The 18,917-nt window shown below is 44.2% G+C and carries 16 protein-coding genes; 1 reads left to right on the top strand and 15 read right to left on the bottom strand.

Annotation, left to right across the window (positions count from 1 at the left end):
• Positions 1 to 5 precede the first annotated feature (5 nt).
• The 14 genes from ftsZ to mraZ form a co-directional block, all read right to left on the bottom strand.
• A complete protein-coding gene (gene ftsZ / locus EGC80_RS03745) occupies positions 6 to 1,184 on the bottom strand; it encodes a cell division protein FtsZ (protein WP_124012777.1) in 1,179 nt (392 codons plus the stop codon).
• Positions 1,185 to 1,210: 26 nt separating this feature from the next.
• Positions 1,211 to 2,446: a cell division protein FtsA gene (gene ftsA / locus EGC80_RS03750; protein ID WP_011639211.1), complete on the bottom strand. Its 1,236-nt coding sequence runs from the start codon at positions 2,444 to 2,446 to the stop codon at positions 1,211 to 1,213.
• Positions 2,443 to 3,213, bottom strand: a complete 771-nt coding sequence (locus EGC80_RS03755) for a cell division protein FtsQ/DivIB (protein WP_124012778.1) — start codon at positions 3,211 to 3,213, stop codon at positions 2,443 to 2,445. Before EGC80_RS03755 ends, ftsA begins: the two co-directional genes overlap by 4 nt.
• Positions 3,214 to 3,334: 121 nt before the next feature.
• Complete coding sequence (gene murC, locus EGC80_RS03760; protein WP_124012779.1) at positions 3,335 to 4,792, bottom strand: UDP-N-acetylmuramate--L-alanine ligase; 1,458 nt, start codon at positions 4,790 to 4,792, stop codon at positions 3,335 to 3,337.
• A 1-nt stretch (position 4,793) separates the two neighbouring features.
• Entirely contained in the window at positions 4,794 to 5,897 is a 1,104-nt protein-coding gene (gene murG / locus EGC80_RS03765) for an undecaprenyldiphospho-muramoylpentapeptide beta-N-acetylglucosaminyltransferase (RefSeq protein ID WP_124012780.1), read from the bottom strand.
• Positions 5,897 to 7,111: a cell division protein FtsW gene (gene ftsW / locus EGC80_RS03770; RefSeq protein WP_101033247.1), complete on the bottom strand. Its 1,215-nt coding sequence runs from the start codon at positions 7,109 to 7,111 to the stop codon at positions 5,897 to 5,899. The genes murG and ftsW overlap by 1 nt, the downstream gene beginning before the upstream one ends.
• Positions 7,101 to 8,423, bottom strand: coding sequence for a UDP-N-acetylmuramoyl-L-alanine--D-glutamate ligase (murD, locus tag EGC80_RS03775; protein WP_101033248.1), 1,323 nt, complete (start codon positions 8,421 to 8,423; stop codon positions 7,101 to 7,103). The genes ftsW and murD overlap by 11 nt, the downstream gene beginning before the upstream one ends.
• A 22-nt stretch (positions 8,424 to 8,445) precedes the next feature.
• Positions 8,446 to 9,528 carry a phospho-N-acetylmuramoyl-pentapeptide-transferase gene (mraY, locus tag EGC80_RS03780; protein WP_101033249.1) on the bottom strand — a complete coding sequence of 361 codons (1,083 nt, stop codon included), beginning with the start codon at positions 9,526 to 9,528 and terminating at the stop codon, positions 8,446 to 8,448.
• A complete protein-coding gene (locus tag EGC80_RS03785) occupies positions 9,529 to 10,917 on the bottom strand; it encodes a UDP-N-acetylmuramoyl-tripeptide--D-alanyl-D-alanine ligase (RefSeq protein ID WP_124012781.1) in 1,389 nt (462 codons plus the stop codon).
• Positions 10,914 to 12,407: a UDP-N-acetylmuramoyl-L-alanyl-D-glutamate--2,6-diaminopimelate ligase gene (murE, locus tag EGC80_RS03790; RefSeq protein ID WP_124012782.1), complete on the bottom strand. Its 1,494-nt coding sequence runs from the start codon at positions 12,405 to 12,407 to the stop codon at positions 10,914 to 10,916. The genes EGC80_RS03785 and murE overlap by 4 nt, the downstream gene beginning before the upstream one ends.
• Positions 12,391 to 14,130, bottom strand: a complete 1,740-nt coding sequence (locus EGC80_RS03795) for a penicillin-binding transpeptidase domain-containing protein (protein ID WP_124012783.1) — start codon at positions 14,128 to 14,130, stop codon at positions 12,391 to 12,393. The genes murE and EGC80_RS03795 overlap by 17 nt, the downstream gene beginning before the upstream one ends.
• Positions 14,131 to 14,141: 11 nt before the next feature.
• Positions 14,142 to 14,456, bottom strand: coding sequence for a cell division protein FtsL (ftsL, locus tag EGC80_RS03800; RefSeq protein WP_101033253.1), 315 nt, complete (start codon positions 14,454 to 14,456; stop codon positions 14,142 to 14,144).
• Between the two features lie 17 nt (positions 14,457 to 14,473).
• Entirely contained in the window at positions 14,474 to 15,412 is a 939-nt protein-coding gene (gene rsmH / locus EGC80_RS03805; RefSeq protein ID WP_124012784.1) for a 16S rRNA (cytosine(1402)-N(4))-methyltransferase RsmH, read from the bottom strand.
• 25 nt (positions 15,413 to 15,437) lie between these two features.
• Complete coding sequence (gene mraZ, locus EGC80_RS03810) at positions 15,438 to 15,896, bottom strand: division/cell wall cluster transcriptional repressor MraZ (RefSeq protein WP_124012785.1); 459 nt, start codon at positions 15,894 to 15,896, stop codon at positions 15,438 to 15,440.
• Between the two features lie 1,054 nt (positions 15,897 to 16,950).
• Between mraZ and EGC80_RS03815 the strand changes: the two genes are divergently transcribed.
• Positions 16,951 to 17,271 (top strand): hypothetical protein, encoded by a 321-nt coding sequence (locus tag EGC80_RS03815; RefSeq protein ID WP_124012786.1) that lies wholly within the window; start codon positions 16,951 to 16,953, stop codon positions 17,269 to 17,271.
• A 12-nt stretch (positions 17,272 to 17,283) separates the two neighbouring features.
• Here the strand turns inward: EGC80_RS03815 and glpK are convergent, their stop codons facing one another.
• Entirely contained in the window at positions 17,284 to 18,780 is a 1,497-nt protein-coding gene (gene glpK, locus EGC80_RS03820) for a glycerol kinase GlpK (RefSeq protein WP_124012787.1), read from the bottom strand.
• Positions 18,781 to 18,917 lie beyond the last annotated feature (137 nt).

The following is an 18,917-nucleotide window of genomic DNA, read 5'->3' on the forward strand; positions in this document are numbered from 1 at the left end:
GTGTACTAATCAGCTTGTTTACGCAAGAATGCTGGAATATCAAGATAGTCAGCATCTGTGCGCGGTACTGGTTGTGTCTGTGTCTGTGTCTGTGGAACAGCATTACCTTTTGACGCAGCATAACTTTGTTGTGATACAACTTCATCAACAGGTTCTGGACGAGGCTCCATTACAACGGGCTCTGGACGAGCAACAGGCTTAGACACTAATTGAATGTCTGGCTTTTTCTCTGCACCAATACCTGTCGCAACAACGGTTACTCGCAATTCGTCACTCATTTCTGGATCAATAACAGCACCCACAACAACAGTTGCATTCTCAGATGCATAGGCTTTAACGTGATTACCCACAGTTTCAAGCTCTTCAATGGTGATATCCATACCGGCGGTAATGTTCACTAACACACCGCGAGCACCTGCTAAATCGATATCTTCAAGTAATGGGCTGGCAACAGCTGCTTCTGCAGCTTCTTCAGCGCGATCATCACCACGAGCAACACCGGTACCCATCATGGCATTACCCATTTCAGACATAACGGTTTTCACATCGGCGAAATCGACGTTGATAAGACCTGGGCGAGTAATTAGCTCTGCGATGCCTTGAACGGCACCAAGCAATACGTTGTTAGCAGCAGCAAAGGCATCAAGTAGTGATGTGCCACGGCCAAGTACTTTTAATAACTTTTCGTTTGGAATCGTAATTAAAGAGTCAACATGTTTTGCTAATTCTGCAATACCAAGTTCAGCGTAGGCCATACGCTTTTTCCCTTCGAATGGGAAAGGCTTAGTCACTACTGCAACCGTTAGAATACCTTCTTCGCGAGCAATTTCTGCCACGACTGGAGCAGCACCAGTACCGGTACCACCACCCATACCGGCTGCGATAAAGATCATATCAGATCCTTTAATCGCCGCACGAATATTCTCGCGGTCTTCTTCAGCGGCTTGACGACCGACATCTGGGTTTGCACCCGCACCGAGCCCTTTGGTCACGTCGCGACCAAGCTGAATAGTTGAACCCGCACTTGATTTACGCAGTGCTTGTGCATCTGTATTTGTGACGATAAATTCAACACCTTCGATGCTGTGCTTTACCATATGTTCGACAGCATTTCCGCCGCCGCCACCGACGCCGATGACTTTAATCACCGCTTCGTCTGAATGTGTATCCATGATCTCAAACATTGTCTGATCTCCGATTGTCTGCGTTATTAAAATTCACCTTTAAACCAACTTTTGACCCGATTCAAAAAGCTGGTAACCCCTTGTCGCTCAGGTCGTTCGAACTGACGTTCGATAACTCGCCTTGCTCCATAATGAAGCAACCCTATTCCTGTCGAATAAATAGGTTGATCCACATATTCGTATAATCCTTTTACTGGTAGCGGTGATGCGACACGAACTGGCATGCCAAAGGTTGCTTCAGCAATTTCAACGGCACCCGATATCGAGGACGTTCCCCCAGTAAGCACAATCCCTGCTGCAATTTGATCTTCTAAACCGCTATCTTGTAACTGCTTGAGAACAAGCTCAAACAGCTCTTGGTATCTTGGCTCTACCACTTCTGCCAGAGTATGTCGTGACATGCTGCGTGAAGGACGACCACCCACCGATGGCACTTCAATACTGTCTTCACGACTTACCGTTGAACTTCTGGCACTAGCAAACTGCACTTTAATTTGTTCTGCATGGGTTAACGGTGTTCTGAATATCTTGGCGATGTCACTGGTGACTTGATTACCCGCGACAGGGATCACCGCACAATGACGTAATGCGCCGTTGGTATATACAGCAATATCGGTCGTTCCACCACCAATATCGACAATGCAGACACCTAAATCTTTCTCATCATTTGTGAGTACTGAATCCGCTGAGGCAATACCCGAAAACACGAGGTCATCCACTTTTAAGCCACATCGTTCAACACTTTTAGTAATGTTCTTTGCCATGTCATTGGCACACGTCACAATGTGAGCTTTGGCTTCCATACGCATGCCCGACATTCCAATTGGGCTCTTAATCCCGTCTTGAACATCGATAGAATATTCTTGCGGTAGTACATGCAAGATACGACGTTCTGTCGGGATCTTAACCGAGCGCGCAGTATGGATGACATTATCAACGTCTTCTTGAGTCACTTCTTCGTCGTTAATCGACACCATGCCGTTTTCATTTTGGCAGGCAATATGTTTACCCGAAATACTTAAGTACACCGATGACACCTGGCAATCCGCCATTAACTCAGCTTGATCTAACGCTCGTTGTACACTACGTACAATTGAGTCGAGATCATTTACACCGCCTTTATCCATGCCACGAGAAGGATGATTACCTAAACCAATGACACTAATCTCACCATCAGGTAATACTTCGCCAATGATCACTGCGACCTTGGATGTCCCTATATCTAACCCCACGATGAGGTTTCTTTCCTGATTTTTGGTCATTTATTGTCGACTCTCTGTTTTGAATCATCCCAACCTACGGCGAAACCGGTATCGTAACGTAAATCAACGGTCGCAACGGGTTTATTACTTTGCTTCAAAGTAGGATACACATTAATAAAACGTTGTATCCGTGACATTTTATCTTCTCGCCCAAGCTCAATTTCAATTCCATTTGCTAGTACGGCATGCCAGGCATGGCGTGGGCTTAAGCGTAAACTAGCCAACTTAAACTCGTTTATTGTCAATAAATCATCTAACTGCTGATAACTGGTCAAGACTTCTATTTCAGTCCCTTCTGGGCCAGATAACTTGGGTAGAGCATCATGTTCGGGATGCGCTAGCGCATCAAATATCTCACCGTTAATATTGAGCCACGACACTTCATTCCAATGCGCTACAGCTTGTTGCTCTTGCAAGGTGACCTTAAACTTTGCCGGCCATTCTCGTCTCACTGATGCATGATAAACCCAAGGCAAAGCCTCTAATGCTTTTTGTACATCCACGACATCGGCGTTAAAAAAACTACTTTGCATTAATGACTGCAATGCGTTTTTAATTTCGTCATCGGTGGTATAAATTCGCTCGCCTTTAATAGCAACCGCTTCAATTGGCAGTGTATCTGCATCATTTAACAGATCGTGTAGTTGCACACCGCCCCAGACTACGGTGCCAAGCACACTGCATAAAAACACTACACCAGTGCAAAAATACCAATTAACACGAGCCAGTTTATGTTTTAGTTGCCGCCCTTTATCGCTCCACGACACCTTAAATCCGCCTCTGACGTTGTTCTGACATTAGCCGCAAAAGATCGGTCATTATATAGGCCAATTTAGAAGGATTAAAGCCCGATTTTCACACTCAATAATGGGTGAGAAATCAATCACTTTATTGACCTTCTGCAGGCACTTTACAACCCAGATTATTCTGGGCTAATTCTTTCGATAAGCTACCAATATTACCTGCGCCTTGAGTCAGAAATAAATCCCCATGTTGCAATACATCAGATAATACTGACGCAAGTTGATCTGGGCTGGCGATAAAAATAGGGTCTAATTGGCCACGTAGTCGAATTGAACGGCACAATGAGCGCCCATCGGCACCGGGTATTGGCGCTTCACCTGCTGCATAAACATCTAATAACAATAAACAATCTACTTGTGATAATACGTCAACAAAATCTTCATATAGGTCACGGGTACGGCTGTAACGATGCGGTTGATATGCCATCACTAAGCGTTTATCTGGCCAACCTGCTCGCGCCGCTTTAATCGTTGCTAATACTTCACTTGGATGATGGCCGTAGTCGTCTACGAGCATCACACTGCCATTAGGCGTATCGAATTCACCTACATGCTGAAAACGACGGCCTATGCCTTCAAATTTTGCAAGTGCTTCTACAATCGCACTATCATCAATGTCATCTTCACTGGCGACAGCTATCGCGGCTAATGCATTAAGTACGTTATGCTCTCCAGGTAAATTAACCACAAAATCGACATTCTCTTTACCATGGCGCTTAACGGTAAAACTTGATTGGTAGCCATTCTGGGCAAAATTAATCGCCTGAACATCAGCCTCTTCGCTAAAACCATAAGTGACAATTTTACGACCTATTCGCGGCATAATTTCACCAATAACCTCATCGTCAATGCACATAACTGCCACACCGTAAAAGGGTAAATTATGCAAAAAATCGACAAAAGTGTTTTTCAACTTTTCAAAATCACCACCATAGGTATCCATGTGATCGGCTTCGATATTGGTGATCACACTCACCATTGGCTGCAAATGTAAAAAGCTTGCATCGCTTTCATCGGCTTCGGCAATGAGATAACGACTTGTGCCTAAACGTGCATTAGTACCTGCACTATTGAGCAAACCACCAATCACAAATGTTGGATCTCGTCCAGCTTGACCATAGACACTGGCGATTAGACTGGTTGTCGTGGTTTTACCATGGGTGCCAGCAATCGCAACACCATGACGATAACGCATTAACTCGGCCAGCATCTCTGCACGGCGCACGATCGGAACGCGTAACTCTTTAGCAGCAATAATCTCAGGATTTTGCTGGTTAATGGCAGTCGAAACGACAACCACATCAACCTGTTCAACACTTTGGGCCTGATGGCCAATAATGATTTTTGCGCCTAAACTCGCCAAACGTTCAGTGACTCTATTGATGGCGATATCCGAACCACTGACTTGATAACCTTCGTTCAAAAGTACTTCCGCAATACCCCCCATGCCAGCACCACCGATGCCAACAAAATGAATGCGCTTGATCCGCCTCATTTCAGGGATCATGCTACGAAGCTGTGCGTATCTTTCTGTCTTTGTCATTTCAACCCTTTATCGCAAATGAGGCACAAATATCTGCTACTCGTTGAGTCGCATCTAATACTGCCACGCCTCTTGCTTTGTGACCCATTTGGACCAGTTCTTGTCTATTTTTAGCAAATAACTGCAATTTCTCTGCAAGATTATCTGCATTTAAAATGGTTTGAGGTAATAAAAAACCTGCACCTGCATCAACAAGCACTGATGCATTAACGGTTTGATGATCATCAACCGCATGGGGGTACGGAACTAAAATACTCGGTAAGCCCACTGCAGCAAGTTCTGATACTGTAAGAGCGCCTGAACGGCACACCACTACATCGGCCCAACGATAAGCCGCTTCCATGTCATCAATAAATTCAGCAACATTTACACTGTCTGATTGTCCGAGTTGTTGATAGCTCGCTTTCACAGTGGCGAGGTTATTTTTACCCACTTGGTGCCAAACTGTCAGTGAATGGTGCTTGCTTAAATGAGCAACCACTGCTGGCATGACATCATTCAATACTTTGGCGCCTAAACTGCCACCCACCACCAGTACTCTTAACGCATCAGCTTGTGACGCTTTAATTTGTCCGCCTAACTCTATCAATTCTTGGCGAATTGGATTGCCCACAACCTCCACATTAGCCACGTGGCTGGCAAAGGTATTTGGGAATGCACACAATACCTTTTTGGCAATCTTAGATAACAATTTATTGGTTAATCCTGGAATCGCATTTTGCTCATGCAATACTAAAGGAATACCTGATAATCTCCCTGCCACGCCACCAGGGCCACTGGCAAAACCGCCCATGCCTAAAATCACGTCGGGCTGGAAATCATCAATCACGGCTTTGGCTTGAATGATTGAACGAATAATTTTAAACGGTGCCGCTAATTTGCGAATAAGTCCATTACCACGCACGCCTTTAATATCAATAAACTCAATATCAAATCCATGTTGCGGAACAAGGCGAGCTTCCATCCGCTCAGCAGTACCTAACCAGCGAATTTGCCAACCTTTGTCTGCTAAGTACTTAGCCACCGCAAGTGCTGGGAAAACATGGCCGCCAGTGCCGCCAGCCATAATCAATATCTTAGGAGAGCTACTAATATTACTGTTCATTAACTCGTTCTCCCTTGTACTGCTTGCACCAAACTAACTCGACGTTCATGATCTATCCTAACAAGCAACATCACAGCAGCGGTCATAATCCACAAACTACTGCCACCATAGCTAATAAACGGTAGGGTAAGCCCTTTGGTTGGTAACATACCAATACTGGCTCCCACATTCACTACGGTCTGAAAACATATCCAAATACCCACACCATAGGCGACATAACTTTCAAATGGTCGCTGCATTTTCAAACATAAATTACCTAATCTAATCGCACGAATAGCAATAAAAAATAATGTGGATAACACAATAATAATACCGATAAACCCCAGTTCTTCACCAATCACCGCAAAAATGAAATCAGTATGGGCTTCGGGTAAATACGCTAACTTCTGAATACTGTTACCCAATCCCTGACCAAACCAATCACCGCGGCCATAAGCCATTAATGATTGTGTTAATTGATAACCACTGCCAAATGGATCTTCCCACGGGTCCATAAATGAGGTCACTCGTCGCATACGATAAGGCTCAAATAGCACCAGTAATACGAATGTTGCTACGCCAAGTAAAACCAACACCATAAAGTCAGTAATGCGGGCACCAGCTAAAAACAGCAAGCTTACCGTACACACAAATAGCACCACCACGGTGCCAAGGTCGGGTTGTAATAAAATCAACACGGCGAACAGACCGTAAACCCCAATCGGTTTATAAAAGCCTTTACGGTTTTCACGAAGCTCACCATGGCGACGCACCAAGTAACCCGCCATGTAAACAATAAATACAAACTTGGCTATTTCGGCTACTTGGATCCTAATCGGACCGATAGACAACCAACGACGCGCACCGTTAACAGATGTGCCGATAAACAGCACTGCTATCAATAAGACCAACACGGCGAGCATCAACATGCCGCTATTTTTTTCCCAATAACTGACTTCGAACTTAAGTACCACATACGAAATAATCACGCAGCCCACAAGATAAAGCACATGGCGGTACATAAAATAAAATGGATCGCCAGTCAGTTTGGTCGCTTCAGGCATCGAAGCGGACATTACCATTACAAAGCCAAAACATATCAAGCCGACAATCGCGACTACAAAACTTCGGTCGTACAGCAGCATATCAGGAGCATGCTCATCCGATAATAACGAGGGTAAAGACCAATTAAGACCTCGTTTAAACAAGCTCAGTTGCGGCTCGTTATTCGCCATTGGCTAACAACTCCACACACTGCCTAAAATCATCACCGCGGGCCATAAAGTTCTTGTACATATCTAAACTGGCACACGCAGGAGACAATAGTACTATGTCTCCCGACGACGCTAATTCAGCAGCTTTGGCGACAGCATCGGCCATTGTTGCCACCTGAAGAGTGCCTTTTTTTAATTTGGCTATCTTGGGGCCATCTCGCCCCAAGGTAATCAATTGAGTAATATTACTCAGCGGTTTTGTCAGTGGACGAAAGTCGCTTCCTTTGCCCGCGCCCCCTGCGATCAAGTACAAATCGCCTAAGTGTGAATTAAGCCCCTCAAGTGCGGCAACTGTTGCGCCGACATTAGTGGCTTTGGAGTCATTGATGTACGACACACCTTGTTTAACCGCAATCAGCTCACAACGATGGCTTAAGCCGACAAAGTTTTTGGCCACTTTAATCATGGCCGCTTTACCCACATCACAAGCATCGGCTAATGCCATTGCTGCGACTAAGTTTGCATGGTTGTGGCTACCAATTAAGGTCACATCAATTAAATTAATAATCTCACTGTCACCATGAAAAATTTTGCCATCACTTAATCCCCATGCATCACCCTCTGGCACGTCTAAACCAAAATTATTTTGATTCATCGGCTCAAAAGGATAAGTCAGCTGATCGTCACGGTTGTACATCACAAACCGACTTTGCGGGTATAAACGTAATTTGGCTTCGCGATATGAATTCAAATCGCTGTAACGATCCATATGGTCTTCGCTAATATTAAGGCACGTTGCCGCAATACAATTTAACGAATAAGTCGTTTCCAATTGGAAACTCGACAACTCAAGCACATAAATTTCAGCATCTTGAGCTAATAAATCCAATGCGGGTGTACCAATATTGCCGCCAATCGCAACAGACTTACCCGCAGCGAGCAGCATTTCGTATACTAATGTGGTGACCGTGGATTTACCGTTTGATCCGGTGATGCCGACAACACACGGTTTTTTGTCTGCAATGTGGCGCGCAAATAGCTCAACATCACCGATAACTTCAATGCCCATATCCAATGCAGCACGCACTTCAGGCGTATCAACCGGTACACCTGGACTGATAATAATTTGGCTGGCCTGAACTAAATAGCGACAATCAAACCCACCAGCTAATAATTCAATATCGGCAAACTCTTGTGCCAACGTCTCAGCACCAGGCGGATGACGACGGCTGTCCATCACTAAAGGTTTAATGCCTTTAGTCGCTAAAAAACGCACGACCGAGAGCCCTGTAGCCCCTAAGCCTAAAACAATGTGCGTGTATTGAGTGTGCATAATACTGACCTTTATTAATTGCTTAGCGTAATTTTAGAGTCGCAAGACCCAGTAACACTAAAAACAACGAGATAATCCAGAAGCGCACAATAACCCGCGGCTCTGGCCACCCTTTTAACTCATAGTGATGATGAATAGGCGCCATACGGAAAATACGTTGACCACGTAACTTATACGAGCCCACCTGTAAGATCACCGATACCGTTTCCATCACAAAAACGCCACCCATAATAACCAACAAAATTTCTTGGCGAACTAAAATGGCAATCACACCCAATGCGGCGCCCAATGCTAATGACCCCACATCCCCCATAAACACTTGTGCGGGATAAGTGTTAAACCATAAAAAGCCTAAACCAGCACCGACTATTGCAGTACACACAATCACTAATTCGCCCGCTAAAGGTAAATGAGGAATGTGTAAATAATTGGCAAATTGAGCATGGCCAGATAAGTAAGCAATTAATGCAAAGGCAGCCGCGACCATCACAGTTGGCATAATCGCCAAGCCATCTAAACCATCGGTTAAGTTAACCGCATTACTGGCACCAACTATGGTGAAATACGCTAAAACGATAAACATGATGCCTAATTGAGGCATTATATCTTTAAAAAATGGCACCACTAGTTGGGTTTCGCCGACCATGGTCGATGTACTGTACAAATACACTGCCACCACTAAAGCGGCGATAGACTGAAAAGCATATTTCCAGCGAGCAATCAGACCTTTAGTATCTTTTTTTACCACTTTACGATAATCATCAATAAAGCCAATAAGCCCAAAACTAGCCAATACAAACAAAGTCACTAATACGTAACGGTTGGATAAATCACCCCATAACAACACGCTGATAAAAATACCCGCAAGGATCAATATGCCACCCATTGTCGGCGTACCGCGTTTGCTAAAATGAGACTCTGGGCCATCACTTCGAACCACTTGACCAATTTGCAACATCTGCAAACGATTGATCAAAATAGGTCCCCACCACAAACTAAATACCAACGCGGTTAACAAGCCTAAAATAGCCCGGAACGTTACATATGAAAAAACGTTAAACCCTGAATAAAACTGGGTTAAATACTCGGCTAGATAAACCAGCATTTACACTAACTCCCCACGCCCGTAGGCATCTAATAAACTGTCCACAACTCGCTCCATAGCCGCGCTGCGGGAACCTTTAACTAAAACGGTGATATTACCTGTGATACTTGCTAACTGTTTTTGTAATGCCACAATTAATGCCTCTTGAGCAATAAAGTGTTTACTACCAAATGCTTCACTGGTATTTGCCGATAGCTGGCCGCAACAAAATAACGACTCTATGGTTGCATTTTTAACCTGCAATCCAATACTGGCGTGTAAAGGGGCAGCATTGTCGCCTAATTCGCCTAAATCTCCCAGCACTAAACAACGATATCCATCTCGTTGTTGCAACCAATTAATCGCTGCACTGACCGATGTTGGATTAGCGTTATAACTATCATCAATTAATAACACTCTACCAAGGTCGTGAGGTTGCATTCGGCCCTTTACGGGTTGGAGTAATGCAAAGCCTTGGGCAATTTCAACAAGCGATAGTCCTAAAGCAATACACATAGATGCCGCGGCAAGCGCATTACTCACTTGATGCATACCAGCAAGTGGTAACTGCACCACTTCACGCTGCCCAGCAAAGGTTAATGTAAACTGAGAACAACCATTGGTATCTGTCACTATGTCTGTCGCGGTAACATCGGCATCAACATTTATCTCACGGGAAAAACGCAGTTGTTTTCGCCCAGTGGACCGTTGCAACATAAAATCGGCAAATGTGTCATCAGCATTGATAACTGCGGTGCCATCTTGTGAAAGATGATTAAAAATTTCAGATTTAGCCTGAGCAACACCTTCAAGCGAACCAAACCCCTCAAGGTGAGCATTGCCAATATTATTAACCAATGCGACTCGGGGTTGAACTAATGATGAGGTGTAATCAATTTCGCCACGATGGTTTGCACCAAGCTCAAATACCCCATATTCATCACCTTCAGTTAACCGCAGCAAGGTTAACGGCACGCCAATATCGTTGTTAAAATTACCCGCGGTAAACAACACTTGGTGATGTTGAGATAAAATAGTGGCCAGCATTTCTTTAACGCTGGTTTTGCCGTTTGATCCGGTTAAGGCCACACAAATAGGTGCAACGGTTTGGCGAACTAAAACGCCCATTTCGCCCATAGCTTTTTGGGGATCAGCGACCACAATTTGCGCAATATCTGCTGTAACAGAGTTATCGACTAATAGATGATCAACCAAAAGTGCTACCGCACCATTTTTTACCGCTGTAGCAGCAAAATCATGGCCATCAAAACGCTCGCCTTTTAATGCGATGAACAAACATTGAGCGGCAATATTGCGACTATCTGTACTAACACTGGTGATGACGCTATCTTGACCTGTTAACGTGCCATTAAGGTGCTGCGCTAATGCTAAGAGATTGACACTTATCATAACGTCTCCTGAGACAACTTGAATGCTAAGGCACGTTCATCATAATCAATTCGCTCGCCAGCCACTTCTTGATAGGTTTCATGACCCTTACCCGCAAGCAGCACTATATCGTCAGCTTGTGCCAATGAGACAACATGGGTAATGGCTTGAATACGATCAACCTCGGTGAGTACGTTTTGAGGCTGACTAATACCTTGTAAAATATCATTGATAATGGCTTGTGGATCTTCGCTTCTGGCATTGTCACTCGTGATCATCACTTTATCTGCATATTGCTCAGCGGCTTGTGCCATCAAAGCACGTTTACCTTTGTCACGATCGCCACCGCAACCAAATACACACCATAACGTCCCTTTGCAGTGCAGTTTTAATGCTTTTAAGGCTTGTTCAATGGCATCAGGAGTATGAGCATAATCAACAACCAAAGTAGCTTTATTAACCGATGAAAAGCGTTCCATACGCCCCGCAACAGGGATCAACTGTGGCAGCACGGCTAATATGGATGCCATTGCCATTCCTTGTAGATATAACACCGATATGGCTGCTACAAGATTAGACAAATTAAAGGCACCTAATAGCGGTGAGCTAAGCGTCCCACTTAGCGGGCGCCCACTGTCAATGTCGGTGAAATGCAGTGTCGCCGTCACCCCAGCATCATGGTATTGGATGGCATCACAGTAAAAGTCCGCTGTGGTATTAGCTTGAATGCTGAAGGATTTATTCTTTTGGTTCGCCAGTTCTGTCAACCATTTGGCGCCGACGGTATCATCAAGGTTAATCACACCATGTTGTACACTGGGGAATTGAAATAAGCATTTTTTAGCTGCGGCGTAGTTATCCATATCACCATGATAATCTAGATGATCACGGCTTAAATTAGTAAAAACAGCTATCTTAAATGGCGCCGCTTCGACGCGTCCTTGGACTAAACCATGGCTTGACACTTCCATCGCACACAGTTCAGCGCCTTGAGCAACAAACTCTCCAAGTTGGCGCATAATAGTCACCGCATCTGCAGTTGTATTGCCGCTATCAACAAGTTGCCCCCACAAACCATTACCTAACGTCCCCATCACAGCGGCTTGATGGCCGAGTAAATGAACAATTTGAGCGATAATTTGGCTAACAGAGGTTTTGCCATTGGTCCCCGTTATTCCAATTAAAGACAACGATTGACTATTAGGTAAATAAAACTGTGCGGCAACGGCCGATAATTGACGGCTTAACTGGGAAAAATACACTAATGGCACAGTATACTGAAGGCGATCGACCCTGCCATGTTCATCAGAATTATCAGTATGAATCAGTATTGCCGCAGCTCCCGCTTGGATCGCTTGAGGAATGAAGACTCGACCATCGACTTTATGACCGGGCAAGGCCACAAATAAACCACCCGCTTTAACATCACGGCTGTCTAGCGTTAATCCATTAATGGATTCGCCGCCAGAATAATGAAACCACGGTGCTAATAGATCATTTAATAACATCATGGTGGACTCCTTGCACAGCGGCCAAGTGAATAGCATCCCTCGGTTCAACATTAAGCATTTGTAAGGCACCAGACATAATTTTAGCAAATGCGGGGCCAGCAACGTCACCACCGTAATATTTGTCACCTTTGGGCTCATTAATCACCACCGAAATGGCCAAACGCGGTTTATGAACCGGCGCAACGCCCGCAAATATAGCCACATAGTCATCGCCATAGCCACCAGCAACGGCTTTACGGCTGGTACCGGTTTTACCGGCTACAGGGTAACCATCAATATGAGCTTTCGTCGCCGTTCCTCCAGCCTCAGTCACACCCACTAACATTTCCATTACGTCGTGAGCAACTTGAGTTGAAATCACTTGTTCACCCTTGGGTGCTTTCCTTAGCTTTAATATCGACACAGGATAAAGAATGCCGCCACTGCCTAGCGTGGCGTACATACGTGCAATTTGTAACGGCGTCGCAGTCAAGCCATACCCGAAAGACAGGGTGGCACGCTCAAAGTCAGACCAGCGATGACGAACATGAATTAACCCAGCACTTTCACCGGTTAAATTAATACCTGAATAATTACCTAACCCCATTGATTGATAAGTGGCTAATAACTGTTGTACAGGTATCGACAACGCCAGTTTACTAATGCCAACGTTACTCGACTTAACCAGAATTTTAGCTAATGACATTTCACCGTAATTATGGGAGTCACGAACTTGACGCCCACCGAGCCGGATCCAACCTGGTGATGTCGATATCAATTCATTCACTTTCACTGTGCCAGCTTCAAGCGCTGCAGCAACAACAAAGGGTTTTATGGTTGAACCAGGTTCAAATGTGTCAGTTAACGCGCGATTACGCATTCGATGTGGCTGTAAATTATCTCTGGCATTGGGATTATATGATGGCGTATTCACCATCGCTAATACTTCGCCAGTATTAACATCAATAACCACCACAGACCCAGAAGTCGCTTGGTATGTTTCAGTCGCACGCTTCAGTTCGCGATAAGCCAATTGCTGAATACGTTGATCAATACTGAGCACTAAATCATTAGAGCTTTCGCCTTCTTGTACTATATCTAACCGCTCAACAACGCTACCATCGCGGGATTTACGGACTTTTTGTTTAGATGGCGTCCCGGTTAACCACGTATTATACGTGTTCTCAATGCCTTCAATACCCACATCGTCAATATTGGTAATGCCAATTAATTGAGCGGCTATTTCACCTGAGGGATAATAACGGCGAGATTCTGGTTTAAGATAAATACCGCCAATTTTAAGCTCCTCAATATAGTCAGCAACCGCTGATGTGACCTGACGTTTGAGGTATACAAAGCGTTTGTCAGGGTTGTTTTTAACTTTATTAACCAGCTCATCAACAGGCTCTTGCAATACATCGGCGAGGGCTTGCCAACGGCGCATATCTTTAAACGCATCTTGATCATAGGCATGTTTGGGATCCGCCCACACCGCTCTCACGGGCACACTGACCGCCAGCATATCGCCATTGCGATCGGTTATTAAGCCTCGCTGAACTTGGTTACTGGTTGTGCGTAACGTGCGCATATCACTTTCGTGACGAAGCCTGTCTGGTTCAATAATTTGAATATAAGCTGCACGTGCAACTAGACTGCAAAATAATAACAATACAAAACCCACCACAACGTATAAACGCCATGGAATAAGTTCGTGATTTAATTTTTGTTTTGCTTGTCTAGCCATATTCCCTATGCTCACTTGACTCGAATCATCACTTCCTCCTTAGGAAGCGGCCGAGTCATATTTAATTCTTTGGTTGCAATCCGAGTCACGCGACTGTGCTCAGATTGCGATTGTTCTTCTAATAATAAATTTCGCCATTCAATATCCAAGCGATCTTGCTCTTGCAGCAACTGATCCCATTGGGTAATCAACTTACGCGTTACATGGCTGGTGTAAACTACGGCTACGCCATTCATCACAACCAATACACTCAACAGCAATATCCACTTGTGGTGCCAAATGTCGTGTAACACAATCTGAGGCAAATTTAATGGTGATTGGCTCACATTACCCTCAGTGGTTATTAATCCAGACGCTCGGCAACTCGTAACACAGAGCTGCGCGCGCGTGGATTTTGCTCTAATTCCGCATCAGAAGGCTTCATCGCCTTACTCATGGCTTTTAATTTACGAGATTTATTAATTTCAGCTTCTGTGATCGGTAAACCATGTGGCACGCTATCACCTTGACTATGACGACGAATAAAACGTTTCACCATACGATCTTCTAGGGAATGGAAACTGATCACTGATAGACGGCCCTGGGGAGCTAACACCGCTAAAGCACCTTCTAACGCTTGATTTATTTGTTCTAATTCGCTATTGATGTAAATACGAATCGCCTGAAACACTCGCGTCGCTGGATGCTTATTACGCTCTTTCTTTTTGGTAATACGCGCGATTAAATCGGCTAAGTCTTTGGTGCGTAAAAAGGGTGTCTTCTCACGATCAGCTGCAATACAACGTGCAATATGGCGCGAATTCTTTTCTTCACCGTAGGTTTTAAATACCCATGCCATATCTTCAATTTCTGCACGCGCTATCCACTGGGCAGCGGTTTGACCTTGACTGTTATCCATACGCATATCGAGCGGGCCGTCACGTAAAAAACTAAAGCCACGTTCCGCATCGTCTAATTGTGGCGACGACACGCCAAGATCAAGCAATACACCATTAATCTGGCCTGTTAATCCAAGCTCATCGACATACTCAGCTAATTGACCAAAGCCACCGTGGACAATTTGGAATCGAGGGTCATCAGCAAACTGCTTAGCAGCCTCGATGGCTTGCGGATCTTTGTCTATCGCAATTAAGCGACCATTTTCACCCAAATGACTCAACACATGACGCGAATGCCCACCACGGCCAAAAGTGCCATCAATGTAGATGCCATCACTTTGGATATTGAGACCATCGACGGTTTCATTTAGTAATACAGATAAATGGGCAAACTCTTGGCTCATTGGATTCTTCTAACCTTTTTGGTCACTACAGTGAAAAGTATGCCAAGCGTTCATTGCTGGCTAAATCTTGGCTTTGAATGAGCGTATTGCCATCATCCATTTGTTGTTGCCAAGCACTCTCTTCCCATAATTCAAATTTATTCAGTAAGCCCACCAGCATGGTTTTCTTTTCTAAACTGGCGAAACTTCGTAATGCCGGCGGGATCACTATGCGTCCGTGGCTGTCTAGTTCGCAATCTTGTGCGTGACCTAGTAATTTTCGTTTAAAGGAGCGCTCAAGTGGATCGGTATCAGAAAGCAATCTTAGCTTTGCTTCAATCTGCTCCCATTCGTGTAGCGGATAAATCAATAAACAAGCGGCTTCAATGTCTACGGTAATAATCACAGTACCGGCATGTTCGACACGCAACGCATCACGGTATCTCGCTGGAATAGCGATCCGCCCTTTAGCATCCATGTTGATTGCACTGGCACCACGAAACACGTTATTGAGTCCTTATTGTTATCATTTGATCCACAATGATCCACTTCTTCCCACAAATGCTAAGTTTAGGGACTCTATGCAAGTTTTGTCAAGGGATGGACAGATATATTAAATCCAGACACCAAGCGGGTTAGCAGCAAATTAATATCAAGCAGGATGAATGACAGAGCCATTTGTAGAAAACAGCTAAAAATCAGGGTAAATGAGTTAAACCAGACACATAACGGTCGTTTTATCGGCAAAAATAAACACGTGATCTTTTTAATTAATCTTATTTTATGCTTCGAATACTCCATCTTTACGTCGTAATCTTGCCCATAAACGCCATTTTAATCACATTAAAGATCAACAAATAGTCGACTGAGTCCACTTTATATCGTTAAAAACCGCCTTATCTTATGCAATGTCTTGCGACTGTATTCAATCTCAGCATTGATCGCCGCGTTATTGAGACGTAAAAGCCTCTTTATTCACCTTGATGTGCATTGTACTGATGAAATGAATAACAATGCTTAAACGACTTGGTATCATTAGCTTATGCTAAAACGCTATCACTCAAGATCACGGTATTTGTCTTCGATATCTTAATGTTGAGCGCAGCATTTTATCAATTTATCTGGCAATCACAGTTAATTATGTTTAATGCCTTAAGGGTCATGCGGTTGTGATGACTCAATGAAAACGGTTAAAGGCAGTGCTCGAAAGTGAATAACGCGGTGATCACACTAAATCTAAATCCAACCAGAAGTTACACCTTCTTTGGTCAGCTAAGATCAAAGCGATGCGTTGTTGACGTCACTCTGTTAGTAACGCTCTGTTAGCATTATTCTGTTAGTGTTAATGCATCATTGAAATAACGCATAACAATAATGAAATGAGCATATTTGCTGATACCCACCACAAGCAAAGGGCCAGTCTAAATGCATCAATCAAGAGTATGAAAATGTCAGCCAAATTATTCTTAACCTAAAAAGATTAAATTTTAACCAACCTGAGTCGATAAACAGTTATGATGATTAACATTAGCGTCATTTCATCGTTACAGGAGAGCAACATGAGTATTGACAGCATTTATGCCATGCTAGCCAGGCCAGTACAGGCTGTGAGTGAACGTAAACGGATTGTTGAACAAGTCAAAAATGCCAGTGCGATTAGTGCTGACAGTCACGAGGCGCCTCAGTCACAATTACCACCAAACATTAGCCATAAAATGCCTATTCAACGGCAGGAAGCACCTCGACAAGATAGACGAGCCAAACCGCGAACGGTTAATGAGAAAAAAAATGTCGGTAACAAAATTAGACTAATGAAAAGTGATAAGCGATTCTCCACTCGTGGAGAAACCGCCAGTCAGCATATTGATATTGAAGTGTAACGCTTGCCTTAGTTAAGCAAGGTTACCATTAGGACTCACTTGAGATACTGCTTGCTTCCAACCATGGTACAACTTTGCACGGATCTCTATATCCATTGTCGAGGTAAATTCCCGCTCGGTAGACAGCATGGTTTGTAATTCATCCGTCGACTTCCACACACCAACGGCCAAGCCCGCTAGAAATGCCGCCCCCATCGCGGTGGTTTCAGTTACAAGGGGACGAATAACTGTTGCCCCAGTAATATCTGCTTGAAATTGCATTAAAAAATCATTTGCCACCGCACCACCATCGACTCGAATTTGTGTCAGTGGTACATTAGAATCTTTACTCATAGCATCAAGCACATCACGTGATTGGTAAGCAATCGCCTCTAACGCCGCACGAATAATATGATTCCGATTGGCGCCACGGGTTAAGCCAATGATGGCACCACGGGCATCGGCATCCCAATAAGGTGCACCTAAGCCCACAAATGCAGGCACTAAGTACACGCCATTGGTGTCACTCACTTTGTCGGCAAAATATTGAGTGTCGCAGGCATCGGTAATAAGACCTAGCTCATCACGCAACCATTGAATCACGGCCCCGCCCATAAATACCGAGCCTTCTAAGGCATAATTCACTTTTGCATCAGTACCAATAGCAATGGTGGTTAATAAACCATGGGTTGACTCGACAGCTTTGACACCGGTATTCATTAACAAAAAACACCCTGTGCCATAAGTATTTTTAGCCATCCCAGGTTCGATACATAATTGGCCAAACAAAGCCGATTGTTGATCACCCGCCATCCCCGCCACAGGAACAGGATTGCCTGCAAGTTCGGTATAACCGTATATTGCGCAAGAAGGTTTCACTTCAGGTAACATTGCCCGAGGTATCGTAAACAAATCGAGTAATTCTGGGTCCCACTGTTGATCGTGAATGTTAAATAACATGGTCCGAGAGGCATTAGTCGGTTCGGTCACATGAACGTTACCTTGTGTTAGCTTCCACACCAACCAAGTGTCAACGGTGCCAAACAATAGATCGCCCGCTTCTGCTTGTTCACGAGCACCGTCAACATTATTCAAAATCCACTCAATTTTTGACGCCGAAAAGTACGGATCAAGTACTAGCCCGGTTTTCTGACGCACCATCTCTTCAGCACCTTGTGCTTTATGATGTTGGCATATTGCTTGGCTGCGGCGGCATTGCCATACAATGGCGTTATATACTGGCTTACCTGTGTTTTTATTCCAGACTATCGTGGTCTCACGTTGATTGCTAATACCAATCGCGGCAACATCATGATGACTTATCCCTTTACGAGTCAGTACTTCAACCAGTACTGAACTTTGTGAAGACCATATCTCCATGGGATCATGCTCTACCCATCCCGCTTGCGGATAATGTTGGGTAAATTCACGCTGAGCCACGGCGACGATATTGGCTTGATGATCAAACACAATGGCACGAGAGCTTGTAGTGCCTTGGTCTAACGCGACAATGTATTTATTGGCAACCATCTGACTTCCTATCTCATGTAGATGTGATCTGTTATGTGGTTTTATTATTCAATTATTTACATAATTGTTTTATCTGAATTTTATAATTTTTTATATCGTTTCTGTACTGACTAATCCAACATTACATCCTAAATCGA

The sequence above is a fragment of the Shewanella psychromarinicola genome (assembly GCF_003855155.1).
Lineage (GTDB): Bacteria > Pseudomonadota > Gammaproteobacteria > Enterobacterales > Shewanellaceae > Shewanella > Shewanella psychromarinicola.